This is a genomic window from Mesorhizobium sp. P2_B11, assembly GCF_056404855.1.
Genome location: NZ_JBFUDF010000008.1, coordinates 198,491 through 218,026, shown reverse-complemented (window position 1 = coordinate 218,026; position 19,536 = coordinate 198,491). Strand labels below are relative to the sequence as shown.

The 19,536-nt window shown below is 63.9% G+C and carries 16 protein-coding genes; 9 read left to right on the top strand and 7 right to left on the bottom strand.

Translation table 11 applies throughout. The features are described from left to right. Nucleotides 1-37 precede the first annotated feature (37 nt). Nucleotides 38-643 carry an NADPH-dependent FMN reductase gene (locus tag AC1DYJ_RS25910; protein ID WP_454585565.1) on the bottom strand — a complete coding sequence of 202 codons (606 nt, stop codon included), beginning with the start codon at nucleotides 641-643 and terminating at the stop codon, nucleotides 38-40. 89 nt (nucleotides 644-732) lie between these two features. Between AC1DYJ_RS25910 and AC1DYJ_RS25905 the strand changes: the two genes are divergently transcribed. Then, nucleotides 733-1,101 carry a winged helix-turn-helix transcriptional regulator gene (locus tag AC1DYJ_RS25905; protein WP_477285151.1) on the top strand — a complete coding sequence of 123 codons (369 nt, stop codon included), beginning with the start codon at nucleotides 733-735 and terminating at the stop codon, nucleotides 1,099-1,101. Nucleotides 1,102-1,260: 159 nt separating this feature from the next. Here AC1DYJ_RS25905 and AC1DYJ_RS25900 read toward each other — a convergent pair whose 3' ends face one another. Both AC1DYJ_RS25900 and AC1DYJ_RS25895 read right to left on the bottom strand, forming a co-directional pair. Next, nucleotides 1,261-1,476: a hypothetical protein gene (locus AC1DYJ_RS25900; protein ID WP_477285153.1), complete on the bottom strand. Its 216-nt coding sequence runs from the start codon at nucleotides 1,474-1,476 to the stop codon at nucleotides 1,261-1,263. Nucleotides 1,477-1,591: 115 nt separating this feature from the next. Continuing rightward, nucleotides 1,592-1,987, bottom strand: coding sequence for an acyl-CoA thioesterase (locus AC1DYJ_RS25895; RefSeq protein ID WP_477285155.1), 396 nt, complete (start codon nucleotides 1,985-1,987; stop codon nucleotides 1,592-1,594). Nucleotides 1,988-2,213: 226 nt separating this feature from the next. Between AC1DYJ_RS25895 and AC1DYJ_RS25890 the strand changes: the two genes are divergently transcribed. The 3 genes from AC1DYJ_RS25890 to AC1DYJ_RS25880 are packed head-to-tail and all read left to right on the top strand — an operon-like array spanning nucleotide 2,214 to nucleotide 5,955. After that, on the top strand, nucleotides 2,214-3,830 hold the full coding sequence (locus AC1DYJ_RS25890; RefSeq protein ID WP_477285157.1) for a GMC family oxidoreductase: 1,617 nt from the start codon (nucleotides 2,214-2,216) through the stop codon (nucleotides 3,828-3,830). Continuing rightward, a complete protein-coding gene (locus AC1DYJ_RS25885) occupies nucleotides 3,827-5,041 on the top strand; it encodes a mandelate racemase/muconate lactonizing enzyme family protein (RefSeq protein ID WP_477285159.1) in 1,215 nt (404 codons plus the stop codon). Before AC1DYJ_RS25890 ends, AC1DYJ_RS25885 begins: the two co-directional genes overlap by 4 nt. Further along, nucleotides 5,038-5,955 (top strand): NAD(P)-dependent oxidoreductase, encoded by a 918-nt coding sequence (locus AC1DYJ_RS25880; protein WP_477285161.1) that lies wholly within the window; start codon nucleotides 5,038-5,040, stop codon nucleotides 5,953-5,955. Before AC1DYJ_RS25885 ends, AC1DYJ_RS25880 begins: the two co-directional genes overlap by 4 nt. A 406-nt stretch (nucleotides 5,956-6,361) precedes the next feature. Here AC1DYJ_RS25880 and AC1DYJ_RS25875 read toward each other — a convergent pair whose 3' ends face one another. Next, complete coding sequence (locus AC1DYJ_RS25875) at nucleotides 6,362-7,300, bottom strand: diacylglycerol/lipid kinase family protein (protein ID WP_477285163.1); 939 nt, start codon at nucleotides 7,298-7,300, stop codon at nucleotides 6,362-6,364. Between the two features lie 803 nt (nucleotides 7,301-8,103). Here AC1DYJ_RS25875 and AC1DYJ_RS25870 point away from each other — a divergent pair. Continuing rightward, the gene (locus tag AC1DYJ_RS25870) at nucleotides 8,104-9,222 is read left to right on the top strand and encodes a hypothetical protein (protein ID WP_477285164.1); all 1,119 of its coding nucleotides are present in this window, start codon (nucleotides 8,104-8,106) and stop codon (nucleotides 9,220-9,222) included. Nucleotides 9,223-9,257: 35 nt separating this feature from the next. Here AC1DYJ_RS25870 and AC1DYJ_RS25865 read toward each other — a convergent pair whose 3' ends face one another. Next, nucleotides 9,258-9,875, bottom strand: a complete 618-nt coding sequence (locus tag AC1DYJ_RS25865; RefSeq protein WP_477285166.1) for a hypothetical protein — start codon at nucleotides 9,873-9,875, stop codon at nucleotides 9,258-9,260. A 288-nt stretch (nucleotides 9,876-10,163) separates the two neighbouring features. Between AC1DYJ_RS25865 and AC1DYJ_RS25860 the strand changes: the two genes are divergently transcribed. Continuing rightward, the gene (locus AC1DYJ_RS25860) at nucleotides 10,164-10,685 is read left to right on the top strand and encodes a hypothetical protein (RefSeq protein ID WP_477285168.1); all 522 of its coding nucleotides are present in this window, start codon (nucleotides 10,164-10,166) and stop codon (nucleotides 10,683-10,685) included. Between the two features lie 47 nt (nucleotides 10,686-10,732). Here the strand turns inward: AC1DYJ_RS25860 and AC1DYJ_RS25855 are convergent, their stop codons facing one another. Both AC1DYJ_RS25855 and AC1DYJ_RS25850 read right to left on the bottom strand, forming a co-directional pair. Further along, nucleotides 10,733-11,710, bottom strand: coding sequence for a hypothetical protein (locus AC1DYJ_RS25855; RefSeq protein ID WP_477285170.1), 978 nt, complete (start codon nucleotides 11,708-11,710; stop codon nucleotides 10,733-10,735). Nucleotides 11,711-11,761: 51 nt separating this feature from the next. Beyond that, nucleotides 11,762-12,808, bottom strand: a complete 1,047-nt coding sequence (locus tag AC1DYJ_RS25850) for a CapA family protein (RefSeq protein WP_477285172.1) — start codon at nucleotides 12,806-12,808, stop codon at nucleotides 11,762-11,764. Nucleotides 12,809-12,976: 168 nt separating this feature from the next. On the opposite strand from AC1DYJ_RS25850, the gene AC1DYJ_RS25845 reads away from it, so the two are divergent. The 3 genes from AC1DYJ_RS25845 to AC1DYJ_RS25835 all read left to right on the top strand — a co-directional run bounded on the left by AC1DYJ_RS25845 (nucleotide 12,977) and on the right by AC1DYJ_RS25835 (nucleotide 19,414). Further along, a complete protein-coding gene (locus AC1DYJ_RS25845; RefSeq protein WP_477285174.1) occupies nucleotides 12,977-14,230 on the top strand; it encodes a hypothetical protein in 1,254 nt (417 codons plus the stop codon). 122 nt (nucleotides 14,231-14,352) lie between these two features. Further along, the gene (gene uvrB, locus AC1DYJ_RS25840; RefSeq protein WP_477285176.1) at nucleotides 14,353-17,529 is read left to right on the top strand and encodes an excinuclease ABC subunit UvrB; all 3,177 of its coding nucleotides are present in this window, start codon (nucleotides 14,353-14,355) and stop codon (nucleotides 17,527-17,529) included. 358 nt (nucleotides 17,530-17,887) lie between these two features. Further along, nucleotides 17,888-19,414: an ABC-F family ATP-binding cassette domain-containing protein gene (locus tag AC1DYJ_RS25835; RefSeq protein ID WP_477285177.1), complete on the top strand. Its 1,527-nt coding sequence runs from the start codon at nucleotides 17,888-17,890 to the stop codon at nucleotides 19,412-19,414. Nucleotides 19,415-19,536 lie beyond the last annotated feature (122 nt).

Below are 19,536 nucleotides of genomic sequence, written 5' to 3'. Positions count from 1 at the left end.
CCCTTGGGAAGATGATTGATCCCTAGGAGGATAAGGCTCAGGCTGCCTGGGCTTCGCCGGCAATCGCGTCGGCCTGACGCGCAGCCTTGAGCACCCGGGCCCACCAGGCGACGTCGTTGACCAAGGCAGCGCCGGCCTGGTTCAGATGCTCGATGTCCTCAAGCTTCTTCTCGCCCTGGCGGACCGCCAGGAAATCGCCCCAGGCGATGTGGACGGCGGACTTGACGGGCGCCATCTGCAGTTCGACGGCGGCAAGGCGCAGATGTTCGACAGCACGCGAGCCGCCGACGCTGCCATAGCCGACAAAGCCGGCCGGCTTCTTGTTCCACTCATTGGCGGCATAGTCGATGGCGTTCTTCAGCACGGCCGTCGGGCCATGATTGTATTCGGCGGCGGTGAAGATGAAGCCGTCGAACTCGGCCACCTTCTTCTGCCAGCGCTGCGCAACTTCGTTCTGCGAGGGCGCCCAGGCGGACGAGGCAACTTCGTCGAAGAAGGGCAGCGGCCAGTCGCGCAGGTCGACGATCTCGACATCGATGTCGGCATGCGATTTGGCGATTTTGGCGATCCACTGGGCGGGAACATCAGCGAAACGCGCGGCGCGTGTCGAACCGACGACAATGGCGATTTTGGGCTTGGACATGGGGCTCTCCATATATGTAAAAGCTGGTATCGTTTGGATACCGGCGCTATATGAGATACTGACAACTGGCCGCGCAAGGAGGCACCGTTTTGTTACTGAGGCACCCGCACAACACCGAAGACTGCCGCGCCGTTTCGGAAATCCTGCAACGCGTCGGCGACAAATGGACCGTCCTGGTCGTCGGCAAACTCGGCGGCGGGCCGCTGCGTTTCAATGAATTGCGCGCGGCCGTCGGCGGCATTTCGCAGAAGATGCTGACCACCACTTTGCGCGGTCTGGAGCGCGACGGTTTCGTCACCCGAACCGTGTTCCCGACCATCCCGCCACGCGTCGATTATGAGCTGACCGAGCTCGGCCATGAGCTGCTGGTCCCGGTCGGCGCGCTGGGCGAATGGGCCCGCAAAAACACCGTGCGGGTCCAGGCTGCGCGCGAAAAGTTCGACGGCGTGCACACCTGAAAACCCTTGCAGTGCAAAGGTTTTCTCTCGAAGACACGCGGTTCGGGCTCGACTGAGCCGCCTTGCCTCTTTGGTCACGCCATCACCACCAACGGCAGCATTTGGTTCGCCGGCGCAGCATCATCTCGAGGCTGATAAGCGTCTTCCGCCGAGGGGCCCTCAGGCCTTTGGCGCAGGGTTGCTGCAACACATCGCGCCGCACGTCTCGACGCCTGCAGCCCGTCGAGCAGTCCGCTGGTCGCCGACTGTCCGGTCATGCGTGCAGGCGACGCTCGGAAGTTCCTTCCTGATCTCGGTATAAGCGGTCGTGCCGAGCAGGCAGATCACCGCGACAAGGGCCGCCACAAGCCAGCCGTTCAGCATATGTTGACGCATTGTCTTCCCTCCGCCATCCGTAGAATCGGAGACGAAGGCAACCATTGGATGTCGCGCAGCGCATCGCCCGCGTGGGGGATGTTACAGAAGCACAAGCTTGGCGGAATCGACTGCGTCAGCTTTCTGCTGGAATCGGCTTCGGCTTGCCGTCGCTATCCAGCGCCACCATGACGAAATCGGCGTGCGTCACCTTCTCCATCAGGTCGGAGAGGTAGCGCTGCGCCCAGGCTTCGACCTTGAGCGTCATCGAGGTGCGGCCGACACGCTCGACATGGGTGTAGATGCACAGCGTGTCGCCGATCTTCATCGCCTTGGCGAAGGACATCTCCTTGACCGCCGCCGTCACCACGCGGCCCTTGGCGCGCTCGGCGGCGCGGATGCCGCAGGCAAGATCCATCTGCGCCATCACCCAGCCACCAAAGATATCGCCGGCCGCATTGGCATCGGCCGGCATGGCCAGCGTGCGCAGCGTCAGATCGCCGACCGGCCGTCCGTCCGCGTAATGCACCATGCCGTTGCCCCCTCGATATCGATTGCCTCGATCCCGTAGCGTCATGGCGCCAACAGGTCAACGCGACGCGCAAGGCTGCTTGCACGCAATGTCGTTTCCCTGCTGACATTTCAGAACCATGCGCCTTCCAGTCGCATTTTTCACAACGCATGCCGGAAGGCGCGGCGACGCGGCGAGCCTGCCGCGTCTAGGCTGCGGCCAGTTTTCCGGAGCCGTCCAAATTCACATGCAGACCTATGACTTCATCATCGTCGGCTCCGGCTCGGCCGGCTCGGTTCTCGCCGACAAGCTGTCGGCTTCGGGCCGTTTTTCCGTGCTGGTTCTGGAAGCCGGCGGCACCGATCGTCGCTTCTATGTCCAGATGCCGCTCGGCTACGGCAAGACCTTCTTCGATCCGGCGGTCAACTGGAACTACAAGCCCGAGCCGGATCCCGGCCTCGGCGGCAATGTCGACCACTGGCCGCGCGGCAAGCTGCTCGGCGGCTCGAGCTCGATCAACGCCATGGTCTGGATCAGGGGTGCGCGCGAAGACTTTGACGATTGGCGCGATGCCGGCAATCCCGGCTGGGGCTACGACGATCTGTTGCCGGGCTTCAAGGCGCTCGAGGACAATGAGTCCGGCGCCGACGCATGGCGCGGCACCGGCGGGCCGCTGCACATCACCGACACCACGAACGCCGTCCATCCGCTGACCAAACGCTATCTCGCTGCCGGCCAGCAGGCCGGCCTGCCGCTCAACCCCGACTTCAACGGCGCCGCCCAGGAAGGGGTCGGCACTTACCAGATCTCGACCAAGGGTGGCCGCCGCATGTCGGCGGCGCGCGCCTTCCTGCGCCCGGCGATGAAGCGCAAGAATGTTCGCGTCGAGACGAATGCGCTGGCGACCAAGATTCTGTTCGAAGGCAAGCGCGCCGTCGGCATCGAGTATCTGCAGAACGGCGAGACGAAGACGGCGCGCGCCGGCCGCGAGGTCATCCTGTCCGCCGGCTCGATCAACTCACCGCAGCTCTTGCAGCTCTCCGGTGTCGGCCCATCGGCGCTGCTCAACGGGCTCGGCATTCCGGTCGTCCACGCCAACGAGAATGTCGGCGCGCATTTGCAGGACCATGTCGGCATCAACTACACCTTCAAGGGCAAAGTGCCGACGCTGAACCAGATCCTACGTCCCTGGTGGGGCAAGCTCTTGGTCGGCATGCAGTACATCCTGACGCGCTCTGGCCCGCTGTCGCTGTCGATGAACCATGGCGGAGGTTTCTTCCGCACCGATCCGGCGTTCTCGCGCCCCAACATGCAGCTTTATTTCCAGGCCTTCTCGACCGTCATTCCGAAGAGCGGCGAGCGGCCGATCCTGACGCCCGATCCTTGGCCGGGCTTTTCCATCGGCCTGTCCAACTGCCGCCCGTCGAGCCGCGGCGAGATCATGATCCGCTCCAGCAATCCGCGCGATTACCCCAAAATCGCCGCCAACGCCTACTCCACCAATGCCGATGTCGACGAGATGCTGGCGGCGGTGAAATTCGTGCGCAAGATGGCCTCGATGCCGGCCATGGCCGAGATCATCGCCGAAGAGGTTTTGCCGGGACCGTCGGTCCAGTCGGATGCCGACCTGATCACCGATTTCAGGAAGCGTTCGGGCACCGTCTATCACCCGGTCTCGACCTGCCGCATGGGCCCCGATGCCGTGCAGGCGGTCGTCGACCCGCGGCTGAAAGTACACGGCCTCGAAGGCCTGCGCGTCATCGACGCCTCGATCTTTCCCGCCAACATCACCGGCAACACCAATGCCGCCGCCATCATGACCGGATGGAAGGGCGCCGAACTGGTTCTGGAGGACCAAAAATGAAGATCACCGACGTCAAGACCTGGGTTGTCGGCAATCCGCCACCCGGCATCGGCGGCAAGTATTTCATCTTCGTCAAGCTGACCACCGATGGCGGTGTCGTCGGCTATGGCGAGGCCTACAACGCCACCTTCTCGGCCCACATCACGGCGAAGCTGGTCGAAGACATGGCCGAGCGCTATCTGATCGGCCACGATCCGCACGACATCGAGAACTTCTTCCGTCGCGCCTATTCCTCTGGTTTCACCCAGCGCCCCGACGTGACCGGCATGGGCTGTTTCTCGGCGCTGGAAATGGCCTGCTGGGACATTATCGGCAAGGAGGCCGACAAGCCGGTCTACAAACTGCTCGGCGGCCAGGTGCACGAAACGTTGCGCTCCTACACCTATCTCTATCCGCACACCGGCAGCGTCCATTCGGAAGACGCACCGGACGGCAGGAACGTCTACAACGACCCCGAAATGGCGGCAGCCTGCGCACTCGAATATGTCGAGCAGGGGTTTACGGCCGTCAAGCTCGACCCGGCCGGCCCCTACACCGCCTTTGACGGCCATCAGCCGCGCCTCGTCGACATCGATGTCTCCACACGCATGATCAAAGCGATCCGCGAGGCCGTCGGCACTCGCGCCGATATTCTGTTCGGCACGCACGGCCAGTTCACCGCATCGGGTGCGCTGCGCATGGCGCGCGCCATCGAGCCATACGATCCGCTGTGGTTCGAGGAGCCGGTGCCGCCGGATATGCCCGAAGTGATGGCGCAGGTTGCCCGCGGAACGTCGATCCCGATCGCCACCGGCGAGCGGTTGACGACGAAATTCGAATTTGCCCGCGTCATCGAGAACCGCGCCGCCACCATCCTGCAGCCGGATCTCGGCCGCTCCGGCGGCATCCTCGAAACCAAGAAGATCGCCGCCATGGCCGAGGCCTATCATATCCAGATCGCGCCGCACTGCTATTGCGGGCCGATTGTCGGCGCCGCCAACATCCAGCTGGCGGTAACGCTGCCCAATTTCCTCATCCTGGAATCGCTGAAGCAGTGGGATGGTTTCCACGCCACGCTGTTGAAGAAGAAGATCGAGTGGCAGGACGGCGATGTCATCCCTTCGAAGGAGCCCGGCCTCGGCGTCGAGCTCAACGAAGCGGTCTGCGACGCGCATCCCTACACCGGCAAGGATTTGCATCTGCAGATGATGCAGACGCCGCTGATGCCGTGAGCGAGCGCTACGCCTTCATCGGACTTGGCCATCTCGGCGGCAACCTTGCCGCCAGCCTGCTGCGCAACGGTTTTGCCGTCACCGTCGTCGACCGCGACCCGGCCGCGGTCGAGCGCCTCGTTGCGCTCGGCGCGACGGCGCGAGACAGCCCCGCGGAAGCGGCAGCGCTGGCCGGCAATGCCATAACCTGCCTGCCGTCGCCCAAGGTCAGCGAAGCCGTGCTTGCCGGTCCGGGCGGGCTGCTCGAAGGCCTGCCCAAAGGCGGCACATGGATCGAGATGTCGACCAATGGCCGCGACGAGATCCTGCGACTTGCCGCCCTCGCCTCGGCCAAGGGCGTCGAGACGCTGGAGTGCCCGGTCACCGGTGGCGTTCATCTGGCGGCGGTCGGCAAAATCACCGCGCTGGTCGGCGGCGATGCTGCGCTCTATGAGCGGCATCGGCCGGCGATCGAGGCGATGTGCGCAAAGTCGTTTCTGATGGGACCGGTCGGTTCGGCGGCGGTGATCAAGGTGATCACCAACATGCTGGCCTTCATCCATCTGGTCGCCGCCGGCGAGGCGCTGATGCTGGCCAAACAGGGTGGCCTCGACCTCGCCCAATCCTACCACGCCATCGTCGCCTCCTCCGGCAACAGCTTCGTCCATGAGACCGAAAGCCAGCTCATTCTCAACGGCTCCTATGACATCGGCTTCACCATGGACCTGGCGCTGAAGGACCTCGGCTTCGCGCTCACCATGGCCGAACAATCCGGCGTGCCGCTCGATCTTGCCGCGCGCGTCAATGCGATTTTTGAGCAGGGCAAGGCAGCCTATGGCGGCGGCGCCTGGTCGACCGAGATCGTCAAACTGCTTGAGGATGCCGTCGGCACCGACCTGCGCGCACCCGGGTTTCCAGCCAAGCTGGAAATCTGATCAAGATGAATCAGCAAGTGAAATCAAGCCGTTGGGCAAGAATCTGGAATCAGCGCCGGAACAACTTGAATCAGAACTGCAACATCTCGACCGGTTTCTTGGGCATGAGTTTCGACCGAGGAGCATGCCTCGGCGATTGGCGGAAACAACAGCCATCCCTTCGTCATCCTAGGGTGGAGCAGTCGCGTAGCGACGTCGCGGAAACCCTAGGATCCATGCCGTGCCGGCCGACACAGGCCCAGCGGCTCAGAATGAAGGTCACGCTCACCAGAGCCGGTTCTGCACCGTAGCATCGCACAGACGTCACGGCATGAATCCTAGGGTCTGCGCCGCGTCGCTTCGCTCCTTGCTTCGCCCTAGGATGACGAAGCTTGGAATGCTCTAACCAAACCCACCGGACCTAAACTCAATATCTCAGCGTCAGCGCTCCCGGCAAAATCTCGAAGGTCGCCGGTATCCTGCCCGGCGACTCCCCGTCAATATCGACCAGCGCACCATTTTTCTCAACGTCGCCGAGCGGTTCGACCACCACTTTGCGTCCGCGCAGGATGGTGATGGCCGGATGATTGCGATGCCGTCCGCCATAGAGCAGGCGGATGTCCCAGATCAGCTTCAGCTTGCCGGCCGCGCGCAGGATGACGATGTCGAACTGGCCGTCGGCGAGCTCGGCATCCGGCGCGATCATCATGCCGCCGCCGAAGAACCTTCCATTGGCCACCGCCACCAGCGCCATGCGCGCCTCGACCGGCGCACTATCATCGACGGTGATCCGAACATCCTGGAACCGGTAGCGGATGAACTCGACCACGGTGCGCCACAGAAACAGCGCCTTGGCCGACATCTTGCCTTTGCGCTTGTCGGCATTGACCGCGCGATCGGTGGCGCCGGACAGGCCGAGGCTGGCGATGTTGATGAAATGGCGGCTGGCCAGCGCGCCATGATCGTCGATGTAGCAGATGCGCCCCGCATCGACCTTGCGCGCCTTGGCCTCCGCGATCCGTTTCACCACTGCATCCACCTCTTTCGGCAGGCCGAGCCCGCGAGCGAAGTCGATCCCTGTGCCGCAAGGCAGCAAACCGAGTTCGGTTGTCCGGCCGCTCTCGTCGAATGCCTGCAGCAACCCATCCGCCACCTCGCTGGCGGTGCCGTCGCCGCCGGCCGCGATCACGAGGTCGAAGCCGCTGGCCGCCAGGTCGAGCGCCAGCCTTTCGGCGTCGCCCTCGGCTTGCGTCTCGCGCAGCTCGAATTCGCCGAAATGCTTGTTCAGCGACGCGGCGACCTCCGGCCAATGCCGTTTCAGCCGGCCGCCACCGGCAATCGGATTGAGCACCACCCCGACTTTCAACGACGCCTCCCCAAAAGGACGGCGGGACGTGGTGGCCGCGGAGTCCTTTGCCGGCATTGAAACCCGTGCCGACCGCCGGAGCAAGGGGCACCGCCGATTGGAGCGTCAAAAAGCGGGAAAGGCTGTCTAAAGCAGCGGCCGCAAGAATTCCGAGGTTCGTGGCAAATGATCCCCGATAATCCCGTTATCCACAGGCTCGTGCCCATTCCCCAAAACCCTTACCCGGCGTAAGTTTAACCCATCTCAGGCGGCTACCGATCGCCACGCCGAAAGGCAAAGCGAAAAGGCGGATTTCCTGAGGCCCGTACGGCCCGGAACGAGAGCAGGCTTGCCTGTACGAGGGACGGATGCCGAGACCTACGGGGCCGCGGAAAGCGTGCGAACGCCAACGGCGGACCGATGCTGCCATGAAGGACGGCAAAAACCTTCGATGGCACGCTGAGCGAAGCTCGCAAGGGTGGAGAACGGCGTGGCCTGGAACGGGCATCGCCCTCGGGTGGTGACTGGCAGGGCCGTCAAAATCAAGGCCTGCATGGCGCGACATCTTTAGGGAAGTTGCTGCCTGAATGGTTCCTGATCTGACAGGGAGGCGCTGGGAGAAATCCCGGCGCCGACTGTCTTTTGGCCCCACACACCTTTCCAGCTGGGGCTGCAACCCGGTTGCAGGTGGGGCTGCAACCTCCGGTAAAATCGGCTAACGTCCAGTGTCGTTTGAAGGGGGATACTTCATGACGCTGATCCGGAAGCCGGCCGCCACCTGCATTCCGCACCGACGCTGCTGTCCTGCCACGGCCTGATCGGCCATGCTCCTGCTCCGCTGGCTGAAGCGCATCGTCAAGACCATCCTCTGGCTGGTCGTCATTGTCGTGCTGACCCCGATCGCCGGCCTCGCCTACGGCTTCCTGACGACGTCATCGCCGGAACCGCTTGCCGGTGTCGCCGGCGGCGCTCCGCCCAAGGCGCTGGCCGACAAGGTCCGCGCCGAAATCCCGGGCTACAAGCGTCCGGAAACTTCAACCTTCCTCGCCTATCCCGAATGGGCGACCGTCCATGCCGCACACGACTATGCCGGCTTTGTCGCCAAGGACCAGCCGAGCGGCTTCCCGTACTGGTCCTATATCGGCAGCTACTGGCAGGACCACGCGGCGATTCTGCGCGCCAGCTCCGCCGAGACATTCAACTATGACGACCAGTTGATGCCGCTCGTCACCGGCACCGGCTACACGCTTGGCTACGCCCTGCAATGGGCCTATGAGAACACCGTCGGCCGCATCACCGAGGCCACTGCCGGCAAGCGCACCGCCACCGACATCTACCAGGCCAAAGCGGCGGCCGACTATGCCGGCTTTCTCGGTCGGTCGTCATGGTACCAATTCCCGTACGCCGAAAAGCGCGCCGAACTGTTTGCCGTGCAGCCTTCACCCGGCGATGGGGCGGTGCGCAGCGGCGAGCGCAAGCTTGCCTTCGGCTTCGCCGACACGGTCAAGCAGGGCTCCGCCTGGCTTGTCGGCGCACTCGGCACGCCCTCCGACCCGACCGCGCTCGACATCCATGTCTGGGCCAAGGGTCCGGTCGGCGAAGCGACGCGTGAAGAAGCCGACACTCTGCTGGAGCGCGACTTCGCCGCTGACGGCACCATCTTCATCACCAAGCGCGGTCAGCCTTTCACCGACATGATCCCCCGGCTGATCGACAAAGGCGTGTCCTTTGTCGAGATCGGCGGCAATGACCAAATCATGATCACCATGCTGTCGGCGGCCGAGCTTGCGCCGCCCGAAGGCGCCCGCGCGCTGTTCAGCCAGCCGATTCCGGTCGATCCAGCCACGCGCCGCACCGGGCTGATCGTCGCCGTGCGCAAGCTGCACCTTGTGCTGCCGGCGCTGCTGAAGGCCGGCGCCAGGCTGGAGCACGTCTACGACTAAAGCCGCCCCGCACTGCGGTCGGACTGCATGCCAGCCTATTTCTTCGGGCCGATGCCCGGGATCAGATTGAGCCCGGCGTTTATGTATTCCGGACGGATGGCGCCACTGATGAGCGTGAATGTCGCCAGCATGATGCTGGCCAGCGCGCCATCGTGCCATGGCCTGAAGGCTACCGCGTCGACCGCGTAGGCCCAGAACGGGAAAGCGAGCATGGACATGATGATATTCGCCCCCGGTGACTCCGCGTGATCGGAGGAATCGCTCACCGACTTCAGGTAGACGGGCGTCATGGCCAACGCCACCACCAGCATGATCCACGAAATGGTCCATATGCTGATGCCAGCCATGTCTACCCCAGAGATCGCCGCGCGCACCGCGCCCGGGACATCTTTGGAATTCTCGTTCAACGCTAACGCCATCGCCTTGGCGACAGGTTGTTCGACCGCATTGTCCAATATGGAATTGACGAAGATGAAGAATGCCACGACTTCGGCCGGCACATATTTCGCCACCCGGTCGAGATAGCCATCGCCGTCTTTCGAGTCTGTTTCGCCCTGACCGTTCTGCCCGCCTGCGTCGTCTTCTGCGCCTGCAGCGGCCTCAAGCTCCGGCTTGCCTCTCGACACCACCGCGGACCGGACAATTCTTCCCATGGTACCCCCTCCGATATTTGTTCTATCGCGCCGTCAGTATTGTAATAGAAAACCGCTCCAGGAAACAGTTGTCGCTGCGATCGAAGGCAATGTTTATTTTGTGCTTCTTTCCGCAAACGCACCATGGCCGCCACCCCATCTGCTTCCGGGCGTTTCGAAATGCACCTCTAGTCAGCCGCTCCCGAAAACGTATCGCCTCGCTCATTGCGCGAGCGTGGCCAAAATCCCGCCTTGTTCGCGCGCGATGGAAGGGTTGGCTGCCGGGGGGGCAATCCGAAGGACAAGACCGTGATCAAGACCGCCCTTGTCGCCATGACCATCGTCGGCTGCGACTGCGACGCCAAGCTTTGCGAATATATCGGCGAGACGCCGGCAAAGTGGGCGACCATCGCCGACTGCGAAGCGGCGATGAAAAGCCAGATGCTGCACCAGAAGAACTTCGACTATCCGCTGGTTTCCGGCATCTGCCGCACCAAGGGGTCGGCATCCTCATCACAACTGGCGGCGACCGCATCCCGCCCGGAACTGAAGCCGGCCAGCCGGAGTGTTCAGTCTGAAAGCCCGTTGCCGCCGGAACTGAGCCACCGGCCGAGCGTTCCCGTCGGCTCGCCGACGACGGCCATGGAAGCGGCCGCAGCCCGGCCCGTCGCCTATGAGCAAGTGGTCGATGGCGGAACCGGCGTGCTCTACCGCACCAGGAACGGCTATGCGGTTGTCAAGACCGATCTCGGCCGTGCCGCATCGGCAACCGTCGGCATGGCCAAGCGCTCCGCGAACTGGCTGGCAGGACTGGTGCCCGGCGGGTTGTGAGCGGGCGCGCCGTTCGGCTATCTCACGGCTTCGACTGCTGACCTCAGTCAGCCGGGCTGAACCTCGCCATCCGTCGCGCCGATCTTGCGCACCAGTGCTGCCGTCGCCAGGATCGCGCCCATGTCGGCGATCATCGGCGCAATATGCCTGGTGTAGTCGAGCGGCACGGAAATGGCGGGCAATTCGAAGAAATTCTTCGACTGCGGCAAAAGCAGGAAACCGTCGCTGCCGTTGAGCGCGACCCGCGCCGGATCGTCGCGCCAGGTCTCATGCAGCCATTTCAGCGCCTGCGCCAGCCGGCCAGCCACCAGCGGCTGGGCGGCGGCAACATTGTCGGTGCGGAATTCATAGTCGCCATCGAGCAGGGGATCGCCGCTCGACAGTTCCTGCATCTTGCCGGCGAAGATGCCGCGGAAGAAACCGACGACGGCATTGCTGCGGCGCGTCGCCACCAATGTGCCGGGGAACGGCGCGATCGTCTCGAAGGCGACGATGACGCCCTTGAAGACCGTCGACGAACCTTTGCCCGAGCCCTGACGCAACTCCGCCTCGTAGAGCTCGAACGGAAACTCCTCGTAGCGGCCTGACACGATGTCGTCGAAGCTCTGCCGATTGAAGGCGCCGACGACGGCGCGCGGCAGCCGGTCGAAGGAGTTCGGCGTCACGCCGTGCTGATAGCGCACATCCCTGATGAAGCCGAAGATGATCGGCAGCAGCGTGTCGCGGAAGGATTGCTGCAGCCGCGTCGCCGGCCTGACCGCCAGGAAGTAAAGCAGCAGCGCCGCGAAGAAGTTTACGACATAGAGGAACACATGCGGTGTCGAGAACCACTGCTCGTTCAAGTCGGCGACCTTATTGATTAGCCAGGCCACCAGCACGACAAAGACCAGCAGCAGCCCCAGAAACACCGGCACCCGCCAGCGCACCTGGCGATAGGCCGAGGCGCGTCCGGCCTCGTAGGTTTCGATGCTTTTCCTGATGCCGGCGACCACCGCTTCATCAGGCATGAACTCAGCTGCTTCCATCGCCCCCTCGCAAGCCCATTTCGCCTACCATACCGTTTTTGCGGAAAGTCGTCAGTCGCCGAAAATCGCCTTCAGCCGGCCCTCGACCTTGCCCTTCATCCCGCCCGCCAGCGCCTCGACCGGAACCAGCCGCTCATGCCCGCCGGCGCGCAGCCGCATGAAGGGATGCATCCGGTAGCCGGCAATGGCGCCGCGCTTGCCGAGATCGGCGCTGACATCGACGACAAAAATGCCGCCGATGCGGCCGGGCCATGGTTGCCGCGCCAGGGCGGTGCCGAGGAAGTCGCCGAGCCCGTAGGCGACAAGCGTCTTGCCGACCCACTGCACCGGCTGGACGACATGGGCATGGTGGCCGGCAATCAGCCCGACGCCGTGCGCGGCAAGCAGCCTTGCCAGCGCCTGCGTCTGCGGGTGCGGAAAATGCCGAAACTCCCAGTCCCAGTGCGGAATGGCACAGCGCAGATCGATGCTCTTGTCCGCCGCATCTTTTGGCCATGCCGCCGGATCGCTTCGCATCGACACAAGCTCAGCAAATGGCGCGGCATCGGCATTGCGCCACAGTGTGAAGGCGGCAAAGCCGATCGTCAGCGGCCCGGCCTTGACCTGCTCGACCGGTTCCTTCCTTGCGGTGCCGATGGTGCGGATGCCGAGCCGCTTCAGCGCCGCAACGGTCTCGTCGAAACCGGCGACGCCCTGGTCGAGCACATGATTGTTGGCCAGCGACAGAACCAGTTTTTCGCGCGCGATACCGACGGCGGCCAGCGCCTCTGCGAGAAACCGTTCGCTCATCGCATGATGCGTGCCGAGCCGCGTGCCAAGCGCCACGCTTGGCCGCTCGACCACCGGACTTTCGCAATTGCCGATCACCAGATCGGTCGAAGCCAGAAGCTTGGCGATCTCCGGATCGCACTCCGGCGCGCTGCTATTGGCCACCGCCGAAATGTCGCCGACGAACGCCAGCCGCACCTTCCGCGCCGGCGGTGGATCGATGATGGTCGTCGCCGCGATCGGCGCAAAGTCCCTGACATCGCCGCCGAGCGACGGCTTCAGGAAACGCGGCAGCCATGACAGTTTGTAGGAAAGCGGATAGTTCGACACGCGACGCCCAATCGTTTGCCCAATCGGTTGGCCCAATCGGTTGGCTTGTGTAGACGGTCTGCCCGGGAAGTGTCGACCGTCAGTCTCGAAACACTGCCGCCGGTGATGGGCAGACGCGGTGCACTGAATACGTGTATGGTCCGCGCTATGGCATAGTGGAGGAATGAGATGACACGTGTAGCAAGCTTGTTGGCGTCCGCCCTTCTTCTTTTGCTGCCCCTGTCTTCGGCATCCGCCGCGCCGCCCGAAGCGGCCTCGGCCCTGTTCGAGGCCAAAACCGTGGCCGACCGCAACGCCGCGCTCACCACGCTCGAGGCCGCGGCACCAGGCGATCCGGCAGCGGCCTATGCCGCAGGCGCGGGCGAATTCTTCACCGCGCTGGAAATCCTGGCCGGCGGCCTGCACCGCCACGGTTTCGACAGCCCGCAATCCTTCGTGCTGCCGCTGATGCGGCTGCCGGTTCCCGACAATCCCAATCCCGAACCGCTGACCTATGAGCAGTTTCGCGCCATTCTCGTCGCCTTCCGCGACCGGCTGGAAAAATCCGCCGCCACGCTGGGCTCGGTGCCGGCGGACGCCGATATCGGCATGGTCATCGACCTCACCCATGTCGGCATCGACCTCAACGAGGACGGTACCATCGCGCCCGATGAAAGCATGGCCGCCATCATGGCGTCGCTGGCGCGCGGCGGCATCGCGCCGGACGATACCGCGCCGGCGCTTGCCTTCCGCTTCGACCGTGCCGACGGTTTTTGGCTGCAGGGCTATGCAGAGTTCCTGATGGCGCAGGCGGATTTCTGGCTGGCGCATGATTTCAGGAACATGTTCGACGGGTCGTTCCACATGCTGTTCCCCCACGCCAAACTGCCGCTGCAGGACATTCTCGTGCCGCTCGACGGCGGCACCGGTGGCATGCTGGCTTCCGAATGGCGCATTGCCGACTTCATCTCGCTGGTCCACCTCGTCAACTGGCCGGTGGTCGAACCCGAGCGCCGGCAGGCGGCGCGCCGCCATCTCCTGGAAATGATCCGGCTGTCGCGCGAGGACTGGAAGGCGATCCGCGCCGAGACCGACAATGACCGCGAATGGCTGCCCGGCCCGCAGCAGAAGGGCGCCAATCCGCTGACCGGCCTCGAAGTCGGCGAGGAGCAGGTGCAGGCCTGGCTCGCCACTTTGACCATGGCCGAGGATCTGCTTGAGGGTCGCACGCTGCTGCCGCATTTCCGCATCGCCGACAAGGGCATCAACATGAAGCACTTCTTCGAGGAGCCAAAAAACTTCGATCTCGTGCTGTCGATCACCGGCCCCGCGATCGCGCCCTATCTCGAGAGCGGCAAGATCCTGACCAGCGACGAATTCGACCAGATCCAGCGCCAGTTCGGTGGCGCCGGGTTTTTGACCTTCGCGCTATGGTTCAACTGAGGGCAATCGCCAGGCACTCACGCCAGCGCTCCTGACACCCTTGTGTCAGCAGCCTCGGTTCGCGCAATGCCCTGCGCCACTGCACCCTTTCCATTTTGCCGGACTCTGCCCATATTCGGGGCATGGCCAAACTCCCTGACAAAAAGACGCCCTCGCCGGCGGGTGATAACAGCGCTTCGCCGCCCAAGCGGCGCAGTCCGCTGACCGATTTCCTCGATGCCTCGGAGCCGCTGCACAAGGGCGGCTTTGCCGAGGCGCCGCAGGCCGACTTCACCGGCACGCCGTTGACCGGCTCGATTGCCGACTGGGCCGAGCAGATCGAACAGGAGGCCGAGAAGGAAGGCCGCCTATCGGGCAAGGACGGCGGCAAATCGCCGAAGGCAGCGAAAAAGATCCCGGAGCGCTCCGCCGCGCCCGGCCGCAGTTCGCGTGGCACCTCGATGGGCGGCGCCGCCACGGCCCGCGAACGCACCGCCGCCGGCCTCAATCCGGTCGCCGGCCTCGACATTTCGCTGGAAGACGCCGAGACGATGGCCTCGGGCAGCGTCACCGCCACCGTCGCGGCGCTGTCGGCGCTGATCGAATCCGGCAATCCGCTGCACAAGGACGGCGTGTTGTGGACACCGCACCGCCCTGCCCGGCCGGAAAAATCCGAAGGCGGCATCGCCATCAAGATGGTGTCGGATTTCGAGCCGGCCGGCGACCAGCCGACCGCCATCAAGGACCTCGTCGAGGGCGTCGACAACAATGACCGCACCCAGGTGCTGCTCGGCGTCACCGGTTCCGGCAAAACCTTCACCATGGCCAAGGTGATCGAGGAGACGCAGCGCCCTGCTTTGATCCTGGCGCCGAACAAGACGCTGGCCGCGCAGCTCTATTCCGAGTTCAAGAAATTCTTCCCCGACAATGCGGTGGAGTATTTCGTCTCCTACTACGACTACTACCAGCCGGAAGCCTACGTCCCGCGCACCGACACCTTCATCGAGAAGGAATCCTCGATCAACGAGCAGATCGACCGCATGCGCCATTCGGCGACGCGCTCCCTGCTCGAGCGCGACGACGTCATCATTGTCGCCTCGGTCTCCTGCATCTACGGTATCGGCTCCGTCGAGACCTATACGGCGATGACCTTCCAGATGCAGATCGGCGACCGGCTGGATCAGCGCGCCCTGCTCGCCGACCTCGTCGCCCAGCAATACAAGCGCCAGGACATCAACTTCGTCCGCGGCTCGTTTCGGGTGCGCGGCGACACCATCGAAATCTTCCCGGCCCACTTGGAAGACCGTGCCTGGCGCATCTCGATGTTCGGCGACGAGATCGAGGCGATTACCGAGTTCGACCCGCTCACCGGCCAGAAGACCGGCGAGCTGAAAAGCGTCAAGATCTACGCCAACTCGCACTATGTGACGCCGCGCCCGACGTTGAATCAAGCCATCAAGTCGATCAAGGAAGAGCTCAAGCAGCGCCTGCAAGAGCTTGAAAAGGCTGGGCGTCTTCTGGAGGCGCAGCGCTTGGAACAGCGCACCCGCTTCGACCTGGAGATGCTGGAAGCCACCGGCTCCTGCGCCGGCATCGAGAACTATTCGCGCTATCTCACCGGTCGCCAGCCCGGCGATCCGCCGCCGACGCTCTTCGAATACATCCCCGACAACGCTCTGGTCTTCGTCGACGAAAGCCACGTCACCGTGCCGCAGATCGGCGGCATGTATCGCGGCGACTTTCGTCGCAAGGCGACGCTGGCCGAGTATGGATTCCGCCTGCCCTCCTGCATGGACAACCGCCCGCTGCGCTTCGAGGAATGGGACGCCATGCGCCCGCTTTCGGTCGCGGTGTCGGCGACGCCTGGCGGCTGGGAGATGGAACAGTCCGGCGGCGTATTCGCCGAGCAGGTCATCCGCCCGACCGGCCTGATCGACCCGCCGGTCGAGGTGCGCCCGGCCAAAAGCCAGGTCGACGATGTCGTCGGAGAGATCCGTGACACCACGGCCGCCGGCTACCGCACGCTGGTCACCGTCTTGACCAAACGCATGGCCGAGGACCTGACCGAATATCTGCATGAGCAAGGCATCCGCGTTCGCTACATGCACTCCGACATCGACACGCTGGAGCGCATCGAGATCCTGAGGGATTTGCGCCTCGGCGCCTTCGACGTGCTGGTCGGCATCAACCTGCTGCGCGAAGGCCTCGACATTCCCGAATGCGGCTTCGTCGCCATTCTCGACGCCGACAAGGAAGGTTTTTTGCGCTCGGAGACATCGCTGATCCAGACCATCGGCCGCGCCGCCCGTAACGTCGACGGCAAGGTCATCCTCTATGCCGACCAGATCACCGGCTCGATGGAGCGGGCGATGGCCGAGACCAACCGCCGCCGCGAAAAGCAGATGGAGTGGAACGCAGCCAACGGCATCACCCCGGAATCGGTGAAGTCGCGCATCTCCGATATCTTGGATTCGGTCTACGAAAAGGACCACGTCCGCGCCGACATCTCGCAGTTCACCGACAGCGCCGGCGCCATGATGGGCAACAATCTGAAAGCCCATCTCGACGCCATGGAAAAGCAGATGCGCGACGCCGCCGCCAATCTCGACTTCGAAAAGGCCGCCCGCATCCGCGATGAGATCAAGCGGCTGCGCGAGATGGAACTGTCAATCTCGGAAGACCCGCTGGCCAAATACGCCGACATGGAAAGCCCGGTTTCGGGCCGCGAGAAGGGCAAGCACAACAAGGGCGTAGCCAAGCATCGTACGGCGGAGGAACAGGAGCGTTTCCGCAAGCTCGACGCCGAACGTGCCGCCGAAGAGGCGGCCAGGGCTGCCCGCTCCAACCTCTTCCGCAAGCCGGCGCTCGACGAAATGGGCGCTGACGGCGCCGTGCCGGTGAAGAAGCCGCTGTTTGCCAAGCCCTCTCTGGACGATATGGGGCCTGGCACCGACATGCCGACGCCGTCAGGCGCGGTGTCGCGTTCGCTGTTCAAGAAGCAGTCGGCGCAGGAAGCGCACGGCTCCGACTTCGGCATTCCGGGCGAGCCTGCAAAACCGCTGTTCAAGAAGAATTCGCTGGACGAGATGACGGTGCGCCGGACGGAAAAGCCGGTCGAAGGAAAAGTGCCAGCGAAACCCCAGCCGATCTCCCCCCTTGTGGGGGAGATGTCCGGCAGGACAGAGGGGGGCGCGAAGGAACGCGACGATACCCCTAAACCATTCGTTCGCCAGCGCACCGGCATCGGCTCCTATGAAGACCCCGTCGACGCGCGTCGTGAAAAGCGGCGGCCCGGCAAGACTGGGCGGCCGGGTAAGTAGCGATCCTTCGCGCCCCTCTGTCCTGCCGGACATCTCCCCCACAAGGGGGGAGATCAGCAGTCTCACCGCCCGCGCGCCCCGCCCCACTTGCCCCACCCCTGCCTTTGGTGTAATCGCTCCCCACACTCAACGTCTGTCTTGAAAGGAGGGCTGCGTGTTTATCGATCACCATCGTCAGCGTGGCCCGATTTCTGCCCTGCGAGTTCGCTTGCAGGGCTGACCAGGACGGTCCGGGGTTTTTTCCCGCTTCGATTTTTTGGTCTGCCCTTCGTGGTGCGCAACACTGAGCCTGATGGCCGGCACGCGCACCGTCAAAGTGCACCCGGAGTTGTCTCCGGCTAGACCAGAGAAATCAAAAATGGCCCTGATCAGCCTCAAATCCCTCGGCGTCACCCTGAGTGCGCCGCTGTTTTCCAACCTCGACCTCACCATCCGTACCGGCGACCGGCTCGGCATCGTCGCCGCCAACGGCCGCGGCAAGTCGACGTTGCTGAAGTGCCTGACCGGCGCGATGGAACCGACCTCCGGCGACATTTCTCGCACGCGCGGCCTGCGCGTCGGCCATGTCGAGCAATCCGTACCCCCTGCCCTTCTCAGCCGCACCTTCCATCAGGTGGTGGCGGACGCCTTGCCGCCGGAGCAGGCCGACAGCGAGATGTGGCGGGTCGACGTGGTGCTGGACTCGCTCGACGTGCCCGAACCGATGCGCGAGCGGCCAATGCAGGCGCTGAGCGGCGGCTGGCAGCGGCTGGCGCTGATCGCGCGCGTCTGGGTCACCGACCCCGATGTGCTTTTGCTCGACGAACCGACCAACCATCTCGACCTCGCCAAGATCAGCCAGCTGGAAAGCTGGCTGAACGCGTTGCCGCGCGAAGTGCCGGTGGTCATCGCCAGCCACGACCGCGCCTTCCTCGACGCCGTCACCAACCGCACGCTGTTCCTGCGGCCTGAGGAATCGCCGGTGTTTGCGCTGCCGTACTCGCGGGCGAGGCAGGCTCTCGACGAGCTCGATGCCTCGACGGCGCGCAGGTTCGAGCGCGACATGAAGGTTGCCCAGCAACTGCGCAAACAGGCCGCCAAGCTCAACAACATCGGCATCAATTCCGGCAGCGACCTTTTGACGGTGAAAACCAAGCATCTCAGGGAACGGGCGGAGAAGCTGGAAGACGCCGCGGTATCGGCGCATCGCGAGAAATCGGCCGGCGCGATCCGGCTGGCCAACCGCGGTACCCACGCCAAGGTGCTGATCACGCTTGACGACGCGGCGGTGGAAACGCCCGACGGCACGCTGCTGTTTCGAACCGGCAAGCGCCACATCTGCCAGGGCGACCGCATCGTGCTGCTCGGCCGCAACGGCGTCGGCAAGTCGCGTTTCGTCAATCTGATCCGCAACGCCATCACCGAGCCGGACACGGCGCCGAACGTCAAGGTGACGCCGTCGACAGTGCTGGGTTACAGCGACCAGGCGCTGGCCGGCATCAGCGGCGACGACACGCCGCTGGCCATGGTCTCGCGCCGCTACGATGTCGGCGAGCAACGCGCCCGCTCGCTGCTTGCCGGCGCCGGCGTGGTCATCGAGATGCAGGAGAAAAAGATCGGCGTGCTGTCGGGCGGCCAGAAGGCGCGGCTGATGATGTTGGCGCTCAGGCTCGCCAACCCCAACTTCTACCTCCTGGACGAGCCGACCAACCATCTCGACATCGATGGCCAGGAAGCACTGGAGGAGGAATTGCTGAAACATCAGGCAAGCTGCGTCCTCGCCTCGCACGACCGCTCCTTCATCCGCGCCATCGGCAACCGCTTCTGGCTGATCGACAGACGCAAGCTGACCGAAGTCGAGGATCCGGAAGAATTCTTCCGCTCGGTCGCGGAGACACAGGATTGAGTGGCGACTACAAAGTTGGGGCCGGCATCTGGAAGTACTGCCGGCCCGTCAAAAGTATTGGCGACATTACCATACTTCCCCATCGCTCGGAAAAGGCGCATTCTGAAGCTTCCGCAACCCGA